Origin of the sequence: Proteus hauseri ATCC 700826 (assembly GCF_001654965.1) — a bacterium.
In the GTDB taxonomy this organism is placed as follows: domain Bacteria; phylum Pseudomonadota; class Gammaproteobacteria; order Enterobacterales; family Enterobacteriaceae; genus Proteus; species Proteus hauseri.
Map to the genome: position 1 here is coordinate 31,111 of NZ_LXEV01000036.1, position 20,391 is coordinate 51,501.

General features: G+C 39.3%; 15 protein-coding genes. 5 read left to right on the forward strand and 10 right to left on the reverse strand.

Going from position 1 to position 20,391, the window contains the following annotated elements; translation table 11 throughout:
* Positions 1 to 29: 29 nt before the first annotated feature.
* The 5 genes from caiA (at position 30) to caiE (ending at position 5,626) form a co-directional block, all read left to right on the forward strand.
* Positions 30 to 1,172, forward strand: a complete 1,143-nt coding sequence (gene caiA / locus M997_RS16350; protein ID WP_064721183.1) for a crotonobetainyl-CoA dehydrogenase — start codon at positions 30 to 32, stop codon at positions 1,170 to 1,172.
* A 69-nt stretch (positions 1,173 to 1,241) separates the two neighbouring features.
* The gene (gene caiB, locus M997_RS16355) at positions 1,242 to 2,462 is read left to right on the forward strand and encodes an L-carnitine CoA-transferase (protein WP_064721184.1); all 1,221 of its coding nucleotides are present in this window, start codon (positions 1,242 to 1,244) and stop codon (positions 2,460 to 2,462) included.
* A 77-nt stretch (positions 2,463 to 2,539) separates the two neighbouring features.
* A complete protein-coding gene (caiC, locus tag M997_RS16360) occupies positions 2,540 to 4,096 on the forward strand; it encodes a crotonobetaine/carnitine-CoA ligase (protein WP_064721185.1) in 1,557 nt (518 codons plus the stop codon).
* A gap of 111 nt (positions 4,097 to 4,207) precedes the next feature.
* Positions 4,208 to 4,993: a crotonobetainyl-CoA hydratase gene (gene caiD / locus M997_RS16365; RefSeq protein ID WP_064721186.1), complete on the forward strand. Its 786-nt coding sequence runs from the start codon at positions 4,208 to 4,210 to the stop codon at positions 4,991 to 4,993.
* Between the two features lie 39 nt (positions 4,994 to 5,032).
* A complete protein-coding gene (gene caiE / locus M997_RS16370) occupies positions 5,033 to 5,626 on the forward strand; it encodes a carnitine operon protein CaiE (RefSeq protein ID WP_064721187.1) in 594 nt (197 codons plus the stop codon).
* Positions 5,627 to 5,692: 66 nt separating this feature from the next.
* Here the strand turns inward: caiE and caiF are convergent, their stop codons facing one another.
* From caiF to M997_RS16420, 10 genes are all read right to left on the reverse strand, one after another.
* Positions 5,693 to 6,085, reverse strand: coding sequence for a carnitine metabolism transcriptional regulator CaiF (gene caiF / locus M997_RS16375; protein ID WP_064721188.1), 393 nt, complete (start codon positions 6,083 to 6,085; stop codon positions 5,693 to 5,695).
* Positions 6,086 to 6,921: 836 nt separating this feature from the next.
* A complete protein-coding gene (gene fsa / locus M997_RS16380; RefSeq protein ID WP_064721189.1) occupies positions 6,922 to 7,584 on the reverse strand; it encodes a fructose-6-phosphate aldolase in 663 nt (220 codons plus the stop codon).
* Positions 7,585 to 7,883: 299 nt separating this feature from the next.
* Complete coding sequence (locus M997_RS16385) at positions 7,884 to 8,495, reverse strand: lytic polysaccharide monooxygenase (protein WP_064721190.1); 612 nt, start codon at positions 8,493 to 8,495, stop codon at positions 7,884 to 7,886.
* A gap of 475 nt (positions 8,496 to 8,970) precedes the next feature.
* Entirely contained in the window at positions 8,971 to 11,850 is a 2,880-nt protein-coding gene (locus tag M997_RS16390; protein WP_064721191.1) for an RHS repeat-associated core domain-containing protein, read from the reverse strand.
* Positions 11,851 to 11,896: 46 nt separating this feature from the next.
* The gene (gene lysC / locus M997_RS16395; protein ID WP_064721192.1) at positions 11,897 to 12,079 is read right to left on the reverse strand and encodes an Rz1-like lysis system protein LysC; all 183 of its coding nucleotides are present in this window, start codon (positions 12,077 to 12,079) and stop codon (positions 11,897 to 11,899) included.
* The gene (locus tag M997_RS16400) at positions 12,063 to 12,431 is read right to left on the reverse strand and encodes a DUF2570 domain-containing protein (RefSeq protein WP_064721193.1); all 369 of its coding nucleotides are present in this window, start codon (positions 12,429 to 12,431) and stop codon (positions 12,063 to 12,065) included. The genes lysC and M997_RS16400 overlap by 17 nt, the downstream gene beginning before the upstream one ends.
* Positions 12,428 to 12,817 carry a M15 family metallopeptidase gene (locus M997_RS16405; protein WP_064721194.1) on the reverse strand — a complete coding sequence of 130 codons (390 nt, stop codon included), beginning with the start codon at positions 12,815 to 12,817 and terminating at the stop codon, positions 12,428 to 12,430. Before M997_RS16405 ends, M997_RS16400 begins: the two co-directional genes overlap by 4 nt.
* A complete protein-coding gene (locus tag M997_RS16410; protein WP_064721195.1) occupies positions 12,814 to 13,131 on the reverse strand; it encodes a phage holin family protein in 318 nt (105 codons plus the stop codon). Before M997_RS16410 ends, M997_RS16405 begins: the two co-directional genes overlap by 4 nt.
* 62 nt (positions 13,132 to 13,193) lie before the next feature.
* Positions 13,194 to 17,525 carry a SpvB/TcaC N-terminal domain-containing protein gene (locus M997_RS16415; RefSeq protein ID WP_064721196.1) on the reverse strand — a complete coding sequence of 1,444 codons (4,332 nt, stop codon included), beginning with the start codon at positions 17,523 to 17,525 and terminating at the stop codon, positions 13,194 to 13,196.
* A 55-nt stretch (positions 17,526 to 17,580) separates the two neighbouring features.
* Entirely contained in the window at positions 17,581 to 20,322 is a 2,742-nt protein-coding gene (locus M997_RS16420) for a Tc toxin subunit A-related protein (RefSeq protein WP_156510831.1), read from the reverse strand.
* Between the last annotated feature and the right edge of the window lie 69 nt (positions 20,323 to 20,391).

Genomic DNA, 20,391 nt, shown 5'->3' on the forward strand with positions numbered 1-20,391 from the left:
TAAGCAAGACACATTAAGAGGTTATTAACATGGATTTTAGATTAAATGATGAGCAGGAACTGTTTGTAGACGGTATACGCGAACTAATGGCAAGCGAGAATTGGGAAGCTTATTTCGCACAATGTGATCGCGAAAGTAAATACCCAGAGCGTTTTGTCAAAGCGTTAGCCGATATGGAAATCGACAACCTGCTTATTCCTGAAGAGCACGGCGGATTAAATGCGGGCTTTGTGACTGTTGCCGCAATTTGGATGGAATTAGGCCGTTTAGGCGCACCAACTTATGTGCTTTATCAATTGCCGGGTGGATTTAACACCGTATTGCGTGAAGGAACACAAGAGCAAATCGACAAAATTATGGCTTTTCGTGGTACGGGTAAACAGATGTGGAATTCGGCAATCACAGAACCGGGTGCTGGCTCTGACGTAGGTAGCTTACAAACCACTTATACCCGCAAAGATGGCAAAGTTTACCTCAATGGTAGCAAATGCTTTATCACCAGTAGTGCTTATACCCCTTATGTGGTGGTAATGAGCCGCGATGCTGCATCTCCTGACAAACCTATTTTCACAGAGTGGTTTGTGGATATGAGCAAGCCAGGTATCAAAGTAAATAAATTAGAAAAACTGGGTTTACGTATGGATAGCTGTTGCGAAATCACATTCGATAACGTGGAACTTGAAGAAAAAGACATGTTCGGTCGTGAAGGCAATGGCTTTAATCGCGTAAAAGAAGAGTTTGATCACGAACGTTTCCTCGTGGCGTTAACTAACTACGGCACAGCAATGTGTGCTTTTGAAGATGCGGCTCGTTATGCCAACCAACGAGTGCAATTTGGTGAAGCAATTGGTCGTTTTCAATTAATTCAAGAAAAATTCGCCCATATGGCGATCAAACTCAATTCAATGCGCAACATGTTATATGAAACTGCATGGAAAAGTGACAACGGCTTAATTACCTCTGGTGATGCCGCGATGTGTAAATATTTCTGTGCTAACGCAGCTTTTGAAGTGGTTGATAGTGCAATGCAAGTATTAGGTGGTGTAGGTATTGCGGGTGAACATCGTATTTCTCGCTTCTGGCGTGATTTGCGTGTTGACCGCGTATCTGGTGGTTCTGATGAAATGCAGATCCTGACATTAGGACGTTCAGTACTTAAACAGTACCGCTAATTAATCACGAAACACACTCTCATCATTAAATGAGAGTGTGTTCACTCAGACCACTTACGAGGTGACGCTATGACAGAACACTTACCAATGCCACAATTCGGCCCGCTTTCCGGGGTACGTGTTGTGTTTTCAGGAATTGAAATTGCAGGGCCATTTGCAGGACAAATGTTTGCAGAATGGGGTGCAGAAGTTATTTGGATTGAAAACGTGGCATGGGCTGACACTATTCGTGTTCAACCTCATTATCCTCAGCTTTCGCGCCGTAATCTTCATGCACTTTCTCTCAATATTTTTAAAGATGAAGGGCGTGATGCATTTCTTAAATTAATGGAAACAACCGATATCTTTATTGAAGCCAGTAAAGGCCCAGCTTTTGCGCGCCGCGGTATTACTGATGAAGTGCTGTGGGAACATAATCCTAAATTGGTTATCGCGCATTTATCTGGTTTTGGTCAATATGGTGATCCGCAATATACCAATTTACCGGCTTATAACACTATCGCACAGGCATTTAGTGGCTATTTGATTCAAAACGGTGATAAAGATCAGCCCATGCCCGCATTCCCTTATACCGCTGACTATTTCTCAGGTATGACAGCAACCACTTCGGCGCTTGCTGCACTGTATAAAGTACAGCAAACAGGTAAAGGGGAAAGTATTGATATCGCCATGTATGAAGTGATGCTGCGTATGGGGCAATACTTCATGATGGACTATTTTAATGGTGGTGAAATTTGTCCTCGTATGACCAAAGGGAAAGATCCTTATTACGCAGGTTGTGGCTTATATCGTTGCCAAGATGGTTTTATCGTGATGGAAGTTGTCGGTATCACACAAATTAAAGAAATCTTCCAAGATATCGGACTTGCTCATCTTCTTGGTACACCAGAAGTGCCTGAAGGTACTCAACTTATTCATCGTATTAATTGCCCTCATGGTCAATTATTTGAAGATAAATTAGATGAATGGTTGGCTAAAAAACCTATTACTGATGTTTTAAAACGCCTTTCAGAGCTCAATATTGCTAGCGCTAAAGTACTGACAATTCCTGAGCTTGAAGATAATCCGCAATATGTGGCTCGTGAATCTATCACCCAATGGCAAACCATGAATGGCGAAACCTGCAAAGGGCCAAACGTCATGCCGAAATTTAAAAATAACCCAGGAAAAATATGGCGTGGAATGCCATCTCACGGCATGGATACTTCTGCCATTTTGAAAAACATCGGTTATGACGAAGAACAAATTAGGGGGCTGGTCGATAAGGGGCTGGCTAAAATTAAAGAGTAATACCGTTAAATGCAGGCCCAGCTAAAACACCAATAACTGAGCCTATATTGACGACAAAAGAATGGGATAACAGTTTAATGGATGTAATTGGCAGACAAAACTTACGTCAAATGTGGGATGATTTGGCTGATGTTTATGGTAAAAAAACAGCGCTAATTTTTGAATCTGCACAAGGAGCAGTCAGACAATTTAGCTATGCTGAATTAAATGAAGAGATCAACAAAACAGCGAATCTCTTTCATGCCTATGGCATAAAAAAAGGCGACCACGTTGCCTTACATCTAGATAACTGCCCAGAATTTTTCTTTTGTTGGTTTGGGCTCGCCAAAATTGGCGCTGTTATGATCCCGATTAATGCGCGTTTTATGCACGAAGAGAGCGCATGGATAATCAATCATTGCCAAGCCCGCGTTGTTGTTACTCGTGATAATTTTTATCCTATTTATCAACCTATGCTACAAGATGAGCAATCTCCTTTAACGCAACTATTTTTAATTTCTGACAACGAAATTCCTGCTGAAAAAGGTGTTATTGATTTCTTAAAACAGAAAGCCGTTCATCCTGTTACCCTTAATCATCACACGCCTTTAAGCGTTGATGACACTGCTGAAATTCTTTTCACCTCAGGCACAACATCTCAACCTAAGGGTGTTGTTATTACTCACTATAATCTGCGTTTTGCAGGTTATTACTCATCATGGCAAAACGCATTACGCGAAGAGGATATTTATCTCACTGTAATGCCGGCTTTTCATATTGACTGCCAGTGCACAGCCTCTTTAGCTGCATTTTCTGTTGGTGCCACTTTTGTATTGCTTGAAAAATACAGTGCAAGAGCCTTTTGGAAACAAATTCTTAAGTATCAAGCCACGGTAACAGAATGCATTCCCATGATGATGAGAACCTTGATGGCACAACCTGTTTCTTCTCAAGAAAAACAGCATCAGTTACGTGAGGTGATGTTTTACCTTAATCTTGCCGATGAAGAAAAAGACGCCTTTCTTGAACGCTTTAATGTTCGACTTCTTACCTCTTATGGCATGACCGAAACTATTGTTGGCTTAATCGGCGATAGACCCGGTGATAAACGCCGTTGGCCTTCTATTGGTAGACCCGGTTTTTGTTATCAAGCACAAATTAGAGATAAGCAAAATAACCAAGTCGCAGATGGCAAGGTGGGTGAGATTTGTGTAAAAGGCGAACCCGGAAAAACCTTATTTAAAGAGTATTACAACCGCCCTGATGCAACGGCAAAAGCCTTTGATTCTGAAGGTTGGTTACATACTGGAGATTATGGTTATCGGGATGATGAAGGCTTCTTTTACTTTGTTGACCGCAGTTGCAATATGATCAAACGCGGTGGCGAAAATGTCTCTTGTGTTGAAATCGAAAATATCATTATTGCGCACGCTAAAATCCAAGATGTTGCGGTAATTGGTGTGCCTGATGATATTCGCGATGAAGCCATTAAGGCATTTGTAGTGCTTGTCGAGGGTGAAACGCTGAGTGAAGAAGAATTTTTCCTTTTCTGTGAACAAAACATGGCGAAATTTAAAGTGCCATCGTGGGTGGAATTTCGAGACGGTTTGCCGCGTAACTGTTCAGGAAAAGTGATTAAAAAGCATTTGAAATAAGGTGTATTACATCGACGTATTACATAGGTTGATTACATAGGTTGGTTTCAGAAATAGCAAAAATAACCTCAATCATAAATTTTTATTTTTGATGACTAAAAGGAACAGAATATGAGCCAATCACTTCATCTTACAACCCGAGGTCCAGTACTTGAAATTGTATTAGACCGACCAAAAGCCAATGCGATTGATGCAAAAACAAGCCATGAAATGGGTGACGTTTTTCTGCGTTTTCGTGATGACCCGAGCTTACGTGTCGCGATTATCACTGGTGCTGGCGAACGCTTCTTTTCCGCCGGTTGGGATTTAAAAGCAGCAGCAGAAGGTGAAGCGCCAGATGCCGACTTTGGTGCGGGTGGCTTTGCCGGTTTAACCGAGCTTTTTGATCTCAATAAACCCGTCATTGCGGCAGTTAATGGCTATGCTTTTGGTGGTGGTTTTGAATTAGCCTTAGCCGCTGACATGATGGTATGTGCTGAAAATGCCTCTTTTGCGCTACCAGAAGCACAACTCGGCATCGTGCCTGATAGCGGTGGCGTATTGCGTTTACCAAAACGTCTACCTCCTGCGATAGTCAATGAGATGCTGATGACAGGACGCCGCATGACAGCTGAAGAAGCACTGCGCTGGGGTATTGCCAATCGCGTTGTCAGTAGTGAAAATTTAATGGAAAGTGCACGTGAACTTGCTGACCAAATTGCTAATAGTGCGCCATTAGCTGTTGCTGCACTAAAAGAGATTTATCGCGCCACCAGCGAACTTTCTATTGAGGATGGCTATAAATTAATGCGCAGCGGCGTATTGAAAAATTACCCAAGTGTCTTACATTCAGAAGATGCAACCGAAGGCCCGCTCGCTTTTGCTGAAAAACGCGTACCTGAATGGAAAGGCCGGTAATTATCATCAGCATCGATAATACAATAAAAAGGAAAACTGATGAGTATCTATGCTTTTGAAGGTCTTATTCCTGTAGTTCATCCTACAGCCTATGTGCACCCCTCAGCCGTATTAATTGGTGATGTGATTATTGGCGCAGGTGTTTATATCGGTCCTCTTGCTTCACTAAGAGGCGATTATGGGCGCTTGATTGTTGAAGCTGGCGCTAACCTTCAAGATGGCTGCATTATGCATGGTTATACCGATCTGGATACCATTGTGAGAGAAAATGGACATATTGGGCATGGTGCAATTTTGCATAGTTGTATTATCGGGCGTGATAGTTTAGTCGGCATGAACAGTGTAATTATGGATGGCGCGGTGATTGGCGAAGAAAGCATTGTTGCGGCAATGAGTTTTATAAAAGCAGGTTTTCAAGGGCAACCTCGCCAAATGTTGATAGGCAGTCCTGCAAAACACGTGCGTGATATTACCGACGAAGATATCCAATGGAAGCGTATGAACACGCGTGAATATCAAGACCTAGCTGTTCGTTGCCGACAAAGTTTAGTAGAAACCACGCCTCTAACAGAGCCAGAACTTAATCGTCCTCGGTTAAAAAGTACCACTGAAGTTAAGCCCAAAGGCCTGTAACAAACAGCGACAGGCGTGATAAGCGCCTGTCGTATTTTTAAGCGGAACCATAATCAAACAATACAGTTACCGACGTTGCGATTTAGACAGCATCCATTGCCATTTTTGCTCATGATTTAATCCATGAGGGATCATATCTGCCATTTTTTCAGGTGAGCTTGGGCTATTTTTGGTTTGAAGATGGCCTTTCAAACGAGAATAAAGCTGAGGATCGATATGACTGACTTTAATCATACGCTGGCATTGGCATCCTCTCCCCTCAAGCTGATTAGGAACACTCTTGGTTTCACATTCAATTTCTCGTACATCAGAAAGAATGTAAGAAACAATATTAATGGCATTACACTGAGGAATATCGAAATTCTTAGCAATCTCTTTTGCGCTAACCCAACGCTCTTGTTCTTGCACCCAGTCTGCGATTAACAAATATAGAGGTTTATTCATGTATTCTTCACACATATTTACTCCAGTATTACCAATAAAAGGTTATTTATCTCAAAATAAAGATAATAACTGCATATGTTAATTTTTATTGCACTGCGGAGTATCAGTTTTCCCTGTTAATTTTGGTAATAAAAACTATATTTAAATATAATATTTAGTTTTACATTAACAACCAAACTCTTTAATTAACACGTTTTTTACAACTAGATATTTTACTATTAATTTTATAAACAATAAAAAATAAATTGAATAAAAAAGGATTAAAAATCCATTATAAAATAATAACGGAATTAAAGCTTAATATAGTAAGCTAATAACCAATTGATAAATAACATTAATTTATAATGGTAAAATAAAAATTTCAGATTGTATTATTAATCCATTTCTAGACTAAGATTATAGTAATAGATTTAAATTTAGATTACCAGAAAGGTGACTTATAATTAGATATAAATCAATAATTAGATTTCCCTTCATCTGCTAGCCATAAGTGAATATCACAATAACACATTAGAAAAACTAAAGAATGTTGCTATCAAAATGATTCAATATTCTATTATCATTTATTTGTTAACCCATTAAACTTAATCAACCAATTATATTACTAAAACAAACTTAGGTAGTATAAATAAGTTATTAAAATAAATAACAATAGATAATATTACTATATATCTCGTCTTATAATAGCGATATATACTGTTATTATTTTTAATAGTGAATTTATCTTTTAAAATAGCCGATTAATTAAACACGTTGTTTTATCATTCTTTCAAAGATTATCACCAAACTAACAATAGAAAAGCGCTATTATTTTTCAATAGCGCGGAATAGCTCTTTATTATAAATAAAATTTATAATAATCGACGTTCAAAAGTGCTTTGCCAATCATCTGCAAACTTATTCACTGCATCATCCACAACTGGCGAATGAATAATTGAATAAGCAAGTTCAACTGGCAGTGTTACCGCAGAAGCACCTGCTAATAAACAATCGACAACTTGGCGTGGCGTTTTAAAACTTGCCGCTAGGATTTTTGTCGGTAAATTATGCATGGTGATTAAAGTTTGTAATTCTTTGACTACCCTTACACCATCAGAACCTTGTCTATCCATGCGATGCACATAAGGGGCAATATAATCTGCGCCCGCTAATGCCGCCATTAAACCTTGTGAAACACTGTAAATCGCAGTACCTAATACCAGCATATTTTTTTGTTTCAATTGTTTAATAGCAATTAACCCCGCTTCGGTTACAGGGATTTTAATCACCGTATTATCAGCAATATTTCCAATGCGCAGCGCTTCTTCAATCATAGTATCAACATCACTGGCAATCACTTGTGCGAATATACGCCCTTTACCGCCCATTGCGGCTTTTAATTCGGGCAATAGCATTTCAATATCTTGCGCAGATTTCGCGATAATGGAAGGATTGGTGGTGACACCTGCAATAGGAAGAACTTGAGAGAGTTTTCTGACTTCTTCGATATCCGCTGTATCTAAATAGATTTCCATAATCGCGCCTCAATGATATTGGTTTTAAACTAAATAATTATAGGTATAACGTAGAAAGTAGCATTGTGCACGATGGATTTCTAGTCGATTTAATGAAAATAGCGCCATGTAAAGGCGCTATTGAATAAATTGCGATAATAAATAGCTATTATTTTTGTTTAATCAATAAACAAGCACTAATCTTAACTTAATTTATATCTCAAATTTAAAGTTAAAATTTAAACTTGTTTATATTTTAAATATAATAAGATAAGACCAATACTAGTATTGATAGTAAATAACCATTTCAATTAAATTGATTATTTTTTAAATTCGGCATCAATGACTTGATAAAATGCATTCCCTGTATCTGCAATATCCCAAACGCCTAAAATAACTTGATACCCCGTTCTTTTTGGTATATTGCAGTTTAATTCTACTGTTTTCATTGGTACTTTTCCATTATCAAATCGCTGACAAAAAGGGGTTAAATCAAAATCATCTCGAGTAAGAGGTTTATTGAAATCCCACTCCGGTTTAGTAATAAAAAACCGCCATGAAGCGGTACTATGTGGGGCTGTTAATGTCCATTTAAAGGTATATTCTCCGCTTTCTATATCAACTTTATGCCAACGGTCGACACCTTGTTGATTTAATTGAGAAAATTTAGCATCTCCTCCGCTCGCAATTTCGCCATCTTTAGGCCCCGTCTCAGGAAATCCCTTAGGGCCTTCAACAGATTGTGGCTCATATTGTATATCGCCACAGTTTTTATTTAAGCTGTTGCCTTTGGATGAACAAAGAAAAACTCTGCTAGGTGGCTTATCTATATAGCCATGTTTTAACGTCACATCCGCTGACGCTGTTGAAATAAAACTAGCTGATGATAATAATAATGTTGCAGTAAATACCATAAGTTTATTTTTCTTCATAATAAAGCCTCAATAATTATTAAAATTTTTTAAAATATAATGATTATGTCAATCACATTAGATATTAGTCAAAAATAGACAATTAAAAATACGCTTATGAATATTTGTGAGCAATATCGCGATTTAATTTAATATTAAAATGGGACTAACACTGCTATTTAATATTTATTAGATGATAATTTATTATAGAAACAATAAATAAAATAACCTCTTAATACAATATATAAAAACACCAAACCTTAAATAACCCTTGATTAATACCACTGTTATTTTTTATTATCTAAATAAATTCTAACAACCTTTTTTCAATAATTATTTATCTTAAGTTAGATATTGTAAGTATAAATAAAAAAGTCGCATTGTGAGAGAGGGATTTCTAGTGGGGAAAAATATCATCATTAGAATAGCTTTAGAAAATTACCAGAGCGATAAATTAATATCGCTCTGGTATACTTAAAAAGACTTCTGTGTATTATTATTTTGATAGCATATTAGCGTTAATAATATAGCGATGAGACGTACCAAACCTTTCTGGATTATTCATATAGGAGCTTCCTTTTGGTAAATATTGCAATGAAGTAATTTTCATCTTGTTATAAATAGGGAATGTTACTTCACCTTCAGACGCATATAAACCTTCAGAAACGCCAGCATGCCCTTCATCAAGATTGAAGTGCCACATAATGCTTTTACCTGACACATAGCCCATTTTAGGATCTTTTGCTGTTGACATTATCAATGAAGATTTAATATCTAAATTCATCTCTTTTGATATTGCTTCTGCTTTTCCTTCTGACTCTTTTATAAAACCTGAAAGCCATGAATAACTATTTGATACTACGGGCGTATCTCCCCTAAATGTTTCACTTACCGTTGCTTTTTTATATCCTGACCATTCAGTATCAATCTTCCCTAATATTTTTTGCACTTCAATCGCTTTATCATGATCGATATCTCTGGCCGCAGGCTTCATATTTTGACCTATTTCAGTCCATTTTTTGACAAATGTATCCATATCACTAATATTGCTAAAGTGCTCAATACCTAGCTTCTGTAATGTAATCGTAAATGACGAATAATAAGGATATTCTCCCCCTTGCTGTTTCCATAAAGCTGGATCTGCTTTAATTTCCCATTTCTTTTTACCTACAGCTTGAGGTTGTGCTGATGGAAATGGTGGTGGCATATTACCAGGTGCGGATGGAGCTAATGGAGCACCTCCCATTATTGGTGGCGGTGCGGGTGGTGCCATAGGTGGTGCGGGTGGTGCCATAGGTGGCGCTGGTGGTGCCATAGGTGGCGCTGGTGGAATTGGTGCCCGCCCATCAGGATCATGCAAAGTCACCGTGTTATTGCGCACCATGCGGTATAAATTCAGCCCATCAATCGTACCTGCGGGATCGGCACTTAACCAACGACCAATCCATGGCTGATAATAACGATAACCGTAGTAATACATACCCGTAGAGTCTTTTTCTTTACCTGAATAACGAATCGTTTTGTAATTGGCTTCTACCGCATTTTCGCTCGACCAAATGGCGGTGCCACCATAAGGATAATATTCTTCATAACTGACTAATTGCCCTTGACCATCGGTTTCTAATCCACTGTTACCCACACCATCATCATAGCTATAACGTAGTGCGTTATTTTCAATCCCTTTCGGCGTGCCGATTTCCCAACACAGTGCGCGCACTTTGGCACTGGTGCCCGCGTTGATTTGAACAACGGCATATTTTTCCGTCACAGGGTCTTCATTCACTTCCCATATTTCAATATTCGGTAAATAGTGAGTAGTAACTTTTTCTAAATTACCGTAAGAAATCTTGCGCCCTCGTAATTTTGTAATACGTTGCCCTGCACTATTATATTGGTAAGTTTCACCCTCATATAAATAACCACCCTCTATTACATCGTTTGTGGCTTTTAAATGATTACGGCTATCCCAAATAATATTTTCGCCATTCAGAAGCTTAGTTAAATTACCACTCTCATCAAAATAATTATCGATTTGATGAGGATCAGAACATTGAGATTTTAATAATGCGCGATTGGTTTTAGATGAAACAATAATATCTTGAGTAAAACTTTGTTGTGCCGTCGGAGAGTTATGACGAATTTGTGTTAAATTACCACCACGATCATAAGTATATAAGCGAGTGTAATTGGTGTAACTTTGCACATCTTTCACTAAGGTCGTTACAGGCTGAGATTGCATTGAAGCCGGTGTTTGCTGATTGGCTGTTTCTCGACCTGAGGCACTCACTAATTGATACAGTGAATCGTAAATATAGCGATTTTCAGGCACGATTTTTTGATTACGCCAGTAACGTGTGGCTTCGGCATCGTTTTTCACACAAACAATATTACCAACAGGATCATACTCATAACGTAAATCTTGCATAAGCTTCGCACCTAATACATGACCTTGAGGGCGCTCTGTTTTTACATGTAATAAACGCTGTGTTTCAGGTTCATATTCATAAGTGGTCACTAATCCATTACCGTGCTCTTCACGCAGTTTTTGCCCCGCAGCGGAATAAGAAAGTGAACGTAAAATAGTTTGTTCAGATTGTCCTTTTAGCGTCAGCCAACTCTGTTTAATAAAACCTGCAATATCATAATGAATACGGCGTTGATGTCCTTCACAATCAGTTTCAGTTAATACCATGCCAGTTGCATCATAAATATATTGGGTCGTACGCTTTTCTTTTTCCTCAATACTATTTATTTCATTATTTAAATCCCAGTTAATATAACTACCATAATGTAATTGTTGCGCTTCGGATAACACGGCGCCTAATAATGAAAAGCTGTCAACCGTTTTTCTTCCCGCTGTATCAAGGTGTTCAATACATTTTCCAATTTGGTTATTAGCAATATATTTTTCATCATTTGCTCCCCACATTAATTTTTGAATAACGACTGTATCTGAATTAATTAAAGTACCTTCTTCAACTTGTTTTAAATAACGGACAAATCGTTTATCACTGTATTTATACGTTGTGACTGTTTCTTTTTCATTAATCTGTTGTGAGATTGTCCCTTCAATATCATTAAGATTAAAGCTAATACCATTATCAACACCTTGTGAAAGTGACAATGCTCCACCTAAACTGATCGTTTGTTGAATATTGGATTGAATAGTGGCGTCTGATTGCTGAATTTCATGCAATCTTGCATCAATACTTTGCTGTAAATAACCGCGAGCATGATATTGATGACGCGTAATACGCTCATCAGTTTGGTTAATTGCATCGGGATGACGACAATAGTTAATTTCACGGATTGTTGATCCGCGATTATCAAGAACCACTACCGTTGGGGTTCTTGTGTGTAATTGTTGATTTGACATATTTCTATAATTCCTTAATTTATTTTTTATTTATAACTCTATATTTTTACGTTGTTTCTTTTACGACTAATAAGTTAGCGACGGCTTTTTTATCGGTATTACATTTTTCTAATACCAATAATAAGCGTGCCACATAATCGGGATAATCTCCCCACACTTGCACATTAAAAAATGGCGCAGAACACGGTTGTAATAAATGTGTTGGTACAAACTTATTGGGCACTTCCACGATGGTTGATGGTGCTTTGTTGCAGCTGGATAACAGCACTAGGCACAGACTCATTAGCACAAGGCGTATGTGCCATAAGCTGGCGTAGCTCTTGGCGTATAACATGATTTTCTTCCTCTAAATAACGTTGTTCCTCTTGTTGGTGCGTGAGTGTTTCAGAGACTTTTTCTGCTTGTTTATGCCACTGCAATAATTGTGATTGCAGTGTTCGTTGTTGATATTCAAGCTGACTATTTTGTTCCGATAACTGATTAATTCGATTGTGTTGATAACGGATCACCAACAATGTGACGACAATAATCAGCAACACCCCGCCTTTCACGCCTAGGCGTAAAAAAGCGGCAATATTCATGGGTATACCTCTCGACAAAGCTCGTAATGAGGCCCATCACGAAACGACACCCAATCACCTCCCCAATTAATTGAAATACCTAATTGTTCAGCAGCTTTCTTCATCGCTTTTGCTACTGATCCAAACGCTGACCAATCTTGCCAAGGAATAACACCATTCACTAACGGAACAATATCCACTGCATGCCCAGTTAAATGACGACTATTGAGCGTTTTGCTTTTACCTTCTTTCATTAACTCTTTTTGTCGAATCAATGAACGCACACCTTCAATAACGACAAAATCATACTCACTGAATGTCAGAGCCAGATAAACAACGCGGACTAAATCTTGATGTACGTCGTTTAGGTTATTTTGGCTACGTTGACTTAATGTATGGGTATTCATTTAGGCTCCTTAAGGTTATTCATGCCAAAAATACGATTCCATAGCCAGATCAACGTCGTGCTCCCCATTGATCCAAAAAGTCCTGCGATCATGTAAGACATATAGCGACTTGCGCCACTTTCGAAGCTTAATAAGCCCCCTAATAACCCTGTAAATACTGAAATCACGATCTGGCTACCAATGCCACACCAAGACCACTGAATTTGCTTTTGTCTAATTTCCATTAGATACCTCACGATACCTCCCCAGGCTGAAAATCCACCGATAATCATCCAAGCCAGCGCATCGCTTTCAGATGGGATTGCTACCAGCATAATAAAATTCCTAAATAAAGCGGATTAAGCGATATCACCAATTAATCCGCGTAATAAATAACCTACACTAAGGTGTCATTTTCATCTTCCTGAGCGACAAACCACGGTGTCACTATCGTATTACGTTGATAGCTCTTTGCGGTATTCACTCGATATAAGCGACCTAATGCATCGTAATAATGGGTATCCGCAAAACGATTTGGCTGAGATGAACTATCCGAAATATAACGCCAGTCATTAAGAAAATAAGGCTGATAAACGCACTTTACATTTCCTTTATTGTCATATTCTGTTTCACCTGAAATTGCCCAACGTGTTGTGGTACTTTTTTGTTGTGCCTGTTGTGTACGATCAACCACCAGCTCACCTTTTTCACTACGCAAAAAGGCCCCACCCGCTTCAACTCTGACGGAAGTTTGCAATAAGCGGCCAAAACCATCGCTAAAAGTGATTTGTTGGCGAATTTGCTGTTGTGGATCGCTGTCATAACGGTCTGTCATGATTTGCAGTGCATGAGGCGGTAATTTTGAGGATGCAGACATCCAACTGTCGGTGACATAAACAAAACCTGTGGCAATAGGTAGGCCTGATGTCAACGCCAAAGCATCCTCTACGGTTGTCGGCATAGTGAAGGTTTTGTCGCTATAACCGCTTTGTTGACCATTTTCGGTACCTGAAAAACGCATTGTGATAACACGACCAAAGCCATCAAATGTCACTTGATGAAGATTATGGTTTTCATCTGTTATCGTATTAGGGGATAAAAAACGCCAATCGTAAGTGAGATGAAAATCTTGTACATTTAAGGGCGACTCTTTCCCCATTAATACGCAAAATTGCTTATCCCATAACAAATTATAATCACAAGAGAGCAGCGTTTTTTTGTACACCAGTGGCTTATAAAACTGCGCTAATGAACCATAGGTTTTGATCCCTAATAACGGTTTTACCCATAGTTTTTTGCTTTTTTCTGAATCATCAGCCAATAAATAATCTTTTTGCTGATAACCCGCGTTTTTCATCACTTCATCCAATTTTAAATCAGGATAAGGCTGTGAAATGATTTTGGCAGTTTCTTCGTCTAACTCTGCTGTTTCGCTATACGCTAAACGGATTGGAAAATCAGGCTCAGTTAATGTCACTTTGCCTTCAGCATCCAAATAAGCCAGCTGTTGTTGCCCAACAAAGACAGACTCCGCCTTTTGTGCCAGCAAATTGTTAGTTGCTAGTAATGCTTCTACATTCAAGCCATCTTTAGGCTGCTTTTCTGCTCCATATGTCCAAATATCTTGACGACTTGTTGCTATAACACTTAGCTGATAAACCTGTCTTTCAGGGTGATTAATATGATGACATGTTTGACGCGATAAGCTTAACCGTAAGTTTTGTTGCTGTTCGTCATAACTTGATGCCCATAACGTTTCAGGCAAGCTTTCATAATGCTGATAAGGATTTTTAGCGCCTTTAGCACGTCTTGGATAATCAATAGAAACGGATTTAGTCACAAAACCATAGCTATCTTGTTCTAAGGTAATTTGTTGATGACACGCGGGGTCTGCCGCAATACGTTCATAATGATATTCACGACTTTCAACGACAGAAGGCATCACCACGGGTGAGCGCCCTTGTGCTTCAATTAAACGCACTTGTGGCCGCTGCTCTGTTACTGCATAAGGAACATTTGATACAGCAGTATTATCTAACCCATACACTTCTTTTCTTAGTAACTGACCTTGTAGCCCGCGCTCAAGCCAATACGTATGTTGTTGACGCAGTGAGTCGTCACAGACCTTTTCTGCGTCGCCTTCACCTTGGGTAAAACGTGGTAAAAACAACGGAAATGCCACACTGTCGCCTTGCCAAAATTCATCAGAAAATTGAGCATCAACTGAAGATTTTCCGGTTGAAAACCACTGACGGGTTAACGCACTTGGCGTTTTATCCGTTGTATTTTCTTCACTTTTAAATGACTCAGCATTAGTGACTTCAACACAACCAAACCCACGAAACTCTTTCTCTTTGCCATCCCATACACCATGACGATAGTGATAAGTTTGAGTTAAACGACTTTGTGTAATTTCATCGACAGTTTCAGTTTTCCAAAGTGTATGCAGCGCGAAAGGCAGGTGACTGACTGTTTTAACTTTACCTTGCTGATTTTGCGTTAATTTTTCATCTAACCAATATTGCGCTGAACTGCGGTAATGCAGATTTTGGATCAGCCCCATGTTGTTATTAATCGATGTTAATAACCACGGTTTTTGATTTTGCAAAGAAAGCACCCAATGCTGCGGTGCAGGATAAGATTTTGTCAGTAAAATACTGGCCACACCCAAACCTTGCACATCGGCAACTTGCAGCTGGCAATGGTTATCAAAACGCATATCTTTAGGTAGTGCGATATCATCACCACGCACAAATTGATTTCCACTGTGGTTAAAATAAACCTCTAAATGGGTCGATTGGGCGTAAATAATATCGGTTGTACCACTACCATCTAAATCCGCTAAATAGAGCTGATTAGGATTAAATTTAAGGCGATCAGCAGAGAAGCCTGGAATAGTAATAGGCGCGCTAAATTTGCCATCACCAAGATGAACCCAACAACTTACGCCTTGGTAATCAATTTTAATCAGGTGTTGCTGACCCGAACCTAAGACATCACTAAATGCCACTAAGGCACGACGATTAATATTCTTAATCGGCAAAATCACACCATCGGTTTGCATCACTTCTTTACTTTTTTTCCACCCTTGGGCTGAACCGGCATAAAGGCGAATACTACGAGGGCCAATTAAGGCTAAGTCGGCAAAACCACTACCTGTTAATGAGGTGATTTCAGCTTTAGGATGAAAATATTCCATCGGTAGCGCATCAAGTGGTACAAAGTTGAGCCAATTTTCTGCTTTTGTTTCATCTTGTGTGTAATAGCCATTCACCTCACCTTGTGTGACTAACCATTCCAGCTTTCCATCACCCGTTACATCAGTCAGCATCGCTGAATTTCGTAACGATGGGATAATAGGAAGTTTTTTAGCTTTATCCCATGACATCGCATTAGGGTTTTGCTTATCCATTTTTCTCATTGGCGCGCGATACCACCAAGCGCCGCTATCTTGATAAAGCACCCCCGCAAGCCCTTCGCCAAATAGATCGACATATTGATAAGGCTGTTGTGGCGTAAATGAAGCAAGTTCATCGAGTGATTGCCACTGTGCTTGTTTAGTCGCGCCTACCCTGTGCCAATCAAATTTTACTGGCGGTAATGTCACTAACGATTGAGTGTCTTTATTGTCGTTAAACGCCGATTGTTGTGCTGAAACTAAAACAGTACCTGATGCTGACTCATCGTAAGTGAGCGTTAATCGGGCGACTAATTCGGGTGTCTCTGCTAATGCAGTTTGTTTTTCTAAACTTTCAATACGGTGATACATCAGCACTTGGCGACATAAACGACGAGTACGAATTTCAAAGACATAATGGAAAAGCGAAAAACAGTCTTTACGCAATGCCCATGTTGAATTGCTCTGCCACTGAGGATAAGCGGACAACGCACTACTACGCTCACCGTAATCAAATACCAGTGTAAATAACGCATTGTTAGGTAATGTGTTATCGGTTTTTACACAAGAAAAAGCACGTTCACCGATAGAATTACCGTAATAGACCTTATCTAAATAACGTTGTGTATTAGCATTTGTATGTGATTGAATTTCTTGTTTATCACACCCTTGTTCATCTTCAGAGCGATAGTGATATTCAATTTGCTCGCCGGTTGCTGAAACCGAAGCATTTAGGTTCCATTGGGCGATATGTGCACTGTTTTGGCTATCTACAATCTGTGCTGTGGTTTCATAACCAAATAAATGTGCATCCCCATTTGCGCTATACATTACCCAAAATTGTGTTGGTGTATTCGCTGATACTTTGCTGTCATTGAGTGACCAATATTCGAAACGACTAAAGCTTTTTTCAATACGAGAACGATAAGCGGTCACTTGATATTGATGGGCTAATTTTACGCCTAATAATTCATTGTGTTGTGCCGCTTCAATTTCACCGTTTTTATTCATAATCGGCACAATAACTTCGCCATCCGCACCAATAAACTCATCTAATTGAGTATAAGTTGGCACACCTTTTGTCGTACGACGACGAATAGACATCACACCAACAGACCAACCAAAACCAAACGCGCCATTACCGGCCTGATTTTGATAAGTTAAGCCTAAAGAAGGGGCATAACCACGGCCTTGGCTAATCGGTAATGGCAAGCTAAAAGTAGCTGCGCCATCAGGGCCAACGGCGCCCATATTGCCGGTTAATCCTGTGACTGCACCACCCCCTTTGGGTAAATTTGGCGCATCAAAGGTCAATTTCTCTGAATTTTGCATGTAGAGCTCCTGACAGGCTCCCTAAGGAGCCTGTAATTAATTAAGATTTGGATAATTAACGAATGGTGTAATTAATGTGGAGAATGATATCGCTCAGTGTCAGTAACATCTCTTTTTGCTTATCTGTCGCATCAGGGAAGCTTAAAGTCAGTGTACTGGTGTCATTCACTGGTAAACCTTCAAATGGCAGATAACTCGCATCATTGAAATTCAGTTGGAATTGACCACTGTCATTCATGCCATGAGAAATCGCAATTGCATTACAACCTCGTGGTTTCACTGCACTACCGCCGTAACTCAGCACTGCTCGGATATTCTGATAAGCACCTGTTAATGCCGGTAATGTCACACTAATTTGTTTAACACGGCGTAATTTACCTAACCCCGCAGGATAATCTTTCTCTATCGCCAAATCAGAGAGCTTAATGGAGGCTTGTAATTGACCCTCTTTCAGCCTAATACCATTTTCTGCTGTACCAAGCTGTGTTTTCGACTGATTAATCACATCTGCCACTTGCTCAAAACCAAACTTATCGCTGCTTAAGCCTTGGTACACATCATCTAACGAAACAATTTTGGTGATTTCCAGCGCACGTTTATCTTTCTCAAGATAGCTGTTTTCCATTTGAGTCAGGTTATGCATTAAGCCTTCACCTGCCATCAAACCAGAATAATTACCTTGCCATGCACCAGGACGAATAAAGGTTTGTGTTTCACCTAAATCATACTGATAAGCCAATTCTGCCATACGACAACGAGAGATGGTTAAATCATAGAAAGGCTTATAAATCGCCATTAATTTACCGCGTAACCAGTTATACAGGGCTGTATTGGTAAATTTATTTTGTAAGAAGGTTAAATGCTCTTGCGCTTGCTGCTGTTGTAACTTCATGCTGTCTAACTGCAAATTCGCGGCTTCTTTTCGTACTTTCAGGGCGGCAAGTTGAGCATTAAACTGCTCTAATTCGGATTTTGCGGTATCACGTAATGAGCCCCACTCGTCATGACGACGACGATAACACTCTGATTGGCTTAATCTATCTGCCGCAATACGAGTTGCAGAGCCAGATAATTGCAGACCAATGGATGTGGCATTAAAGAGAGCACCTAAACGCGAGCTCCCAACTGCAAAACCGTAAATATTCGGCACTAAATCGGCAGCTGCCCCAGCAATATTTAGCCCTTGACTGGCAGTATTGAGCACCGAAGAGGCTAAATAGAGATCCATTGCTTGCTGTTCTGGTGTACTGATATTCTCATCATACAGTTTGCTATAGTGATCAACGCGGAGTTTTGCACCAGCCCGTAACGCTTTTAACGCTTGCTCGTTATAAGTAAACTCTTCAATGCTCTTCACTTGATACTTCATGTTTTGCAGAATAATTTCACTACCTTGTGTTGTGAGTAATTCTGACAATGCTTGGGCATCTTGACGTTCGGTAATGCTAGACAGCGAACTACCAAACTGCATCAGCTGATTAACCACAGATTTTGCGCTATTTAAGATCACAGGGAAGCGCTGTGTTGGCATCACCGCATTTGGTAATGCACTACCACCTTGTGATTGATTGATGGCGGCATTTTGCAGTGCTTTTGGATCAGCCGGTGTCGCATAAATTGGCAGTGACAGTGGTTGCCCATCAATCGATAAATTGTGGCGTAAATTAAATAAACGTACTTTTAACGTGTCATGGTACTGCGCTAATTTCTCATTAATTTGTGGCAAAAACAGCGACGTTAATGAGTTGGCAGTACGCGGTGATGCGGTTTCTTCATTGATAACGCGTGTTGGTTGTTTTGTTTTTGAGGCGGCTTCCATTAATTTAGGGGCAGACCAAACGTTGTCACCTCGTAGTTCCGTTTCATCACCCAGTAATTTCAGCGCCTGCATATACCACATTTTGGCTTCATTTAAGGTGTCGCGCTCTAAAACACGGTAAGCACTGTCACCACGCTCCATAAGAATATCGAGGCACTTCATAAAGGTGGCTAACTTATAATGCATCGGGTCAGTTTGTGCCACGGCATCCGGGTCGGTTGAATCCAGTTGTTCTTTATCCCAAGCGGTATCGATTAAGAGCGGTTGTGAATTCCAAACGATATCAGTATTTTGACCGCCGGTAATATACCCATTTGGACTAAACACATAACGTAACCAGCGACTTGCTTCATCGTAGTTATGTCCTTGCAGCATTACATTAGCAACCATCATTGGGGTGTAATAGAACAATTCCCAGAAATAGAGCGCATTAGCCCCATTAAAGTCCATAGTGCTATCACCTTCCCCCTCTAATGCAGGTTCAGGTAAACGTTGGCTACTCAACGTTAAAATATCATCAATGCCTACATTCGCACGTTTGACTAATTGACGTGCAAATAATGTATTTAAACGGATTAACGTAGATGTATTTTTAAATTTCATAGAAAGATATTGAGCACCTTTCGTATTTGTCTTTATATAAATTACATCGCCATGATCAACTATTAATATTTTCTTAATATCAAAACTAAATTCTTTTTCAAATAAAATGCTGACTTTTTTACCTGTAATGGCAATTTTAGCATCTAAAAAAGAGGTGTTATCTGTCAAAAACTCACTGGTTGGGATATTTAAACTAAGAATATTATCCTTGCTATTATAGCTATTATCCCCAACATTAATTGTAGATGAGCTAGAAGACCATGCTGATAATGCAAATTCTCTTTTACCACTTTCTGTTCTAGAGTTTAAGGTAATTAAAATATCATCAATCTCATTTAAGTAATTAATATAGAGTTGCTCTATATCTATTTTCATAGATTCGCCAAGTTTTTTATCTTTTAATCCAAGATCTGCTGATAAATAGGTATTTTCCAACCTCAGTAA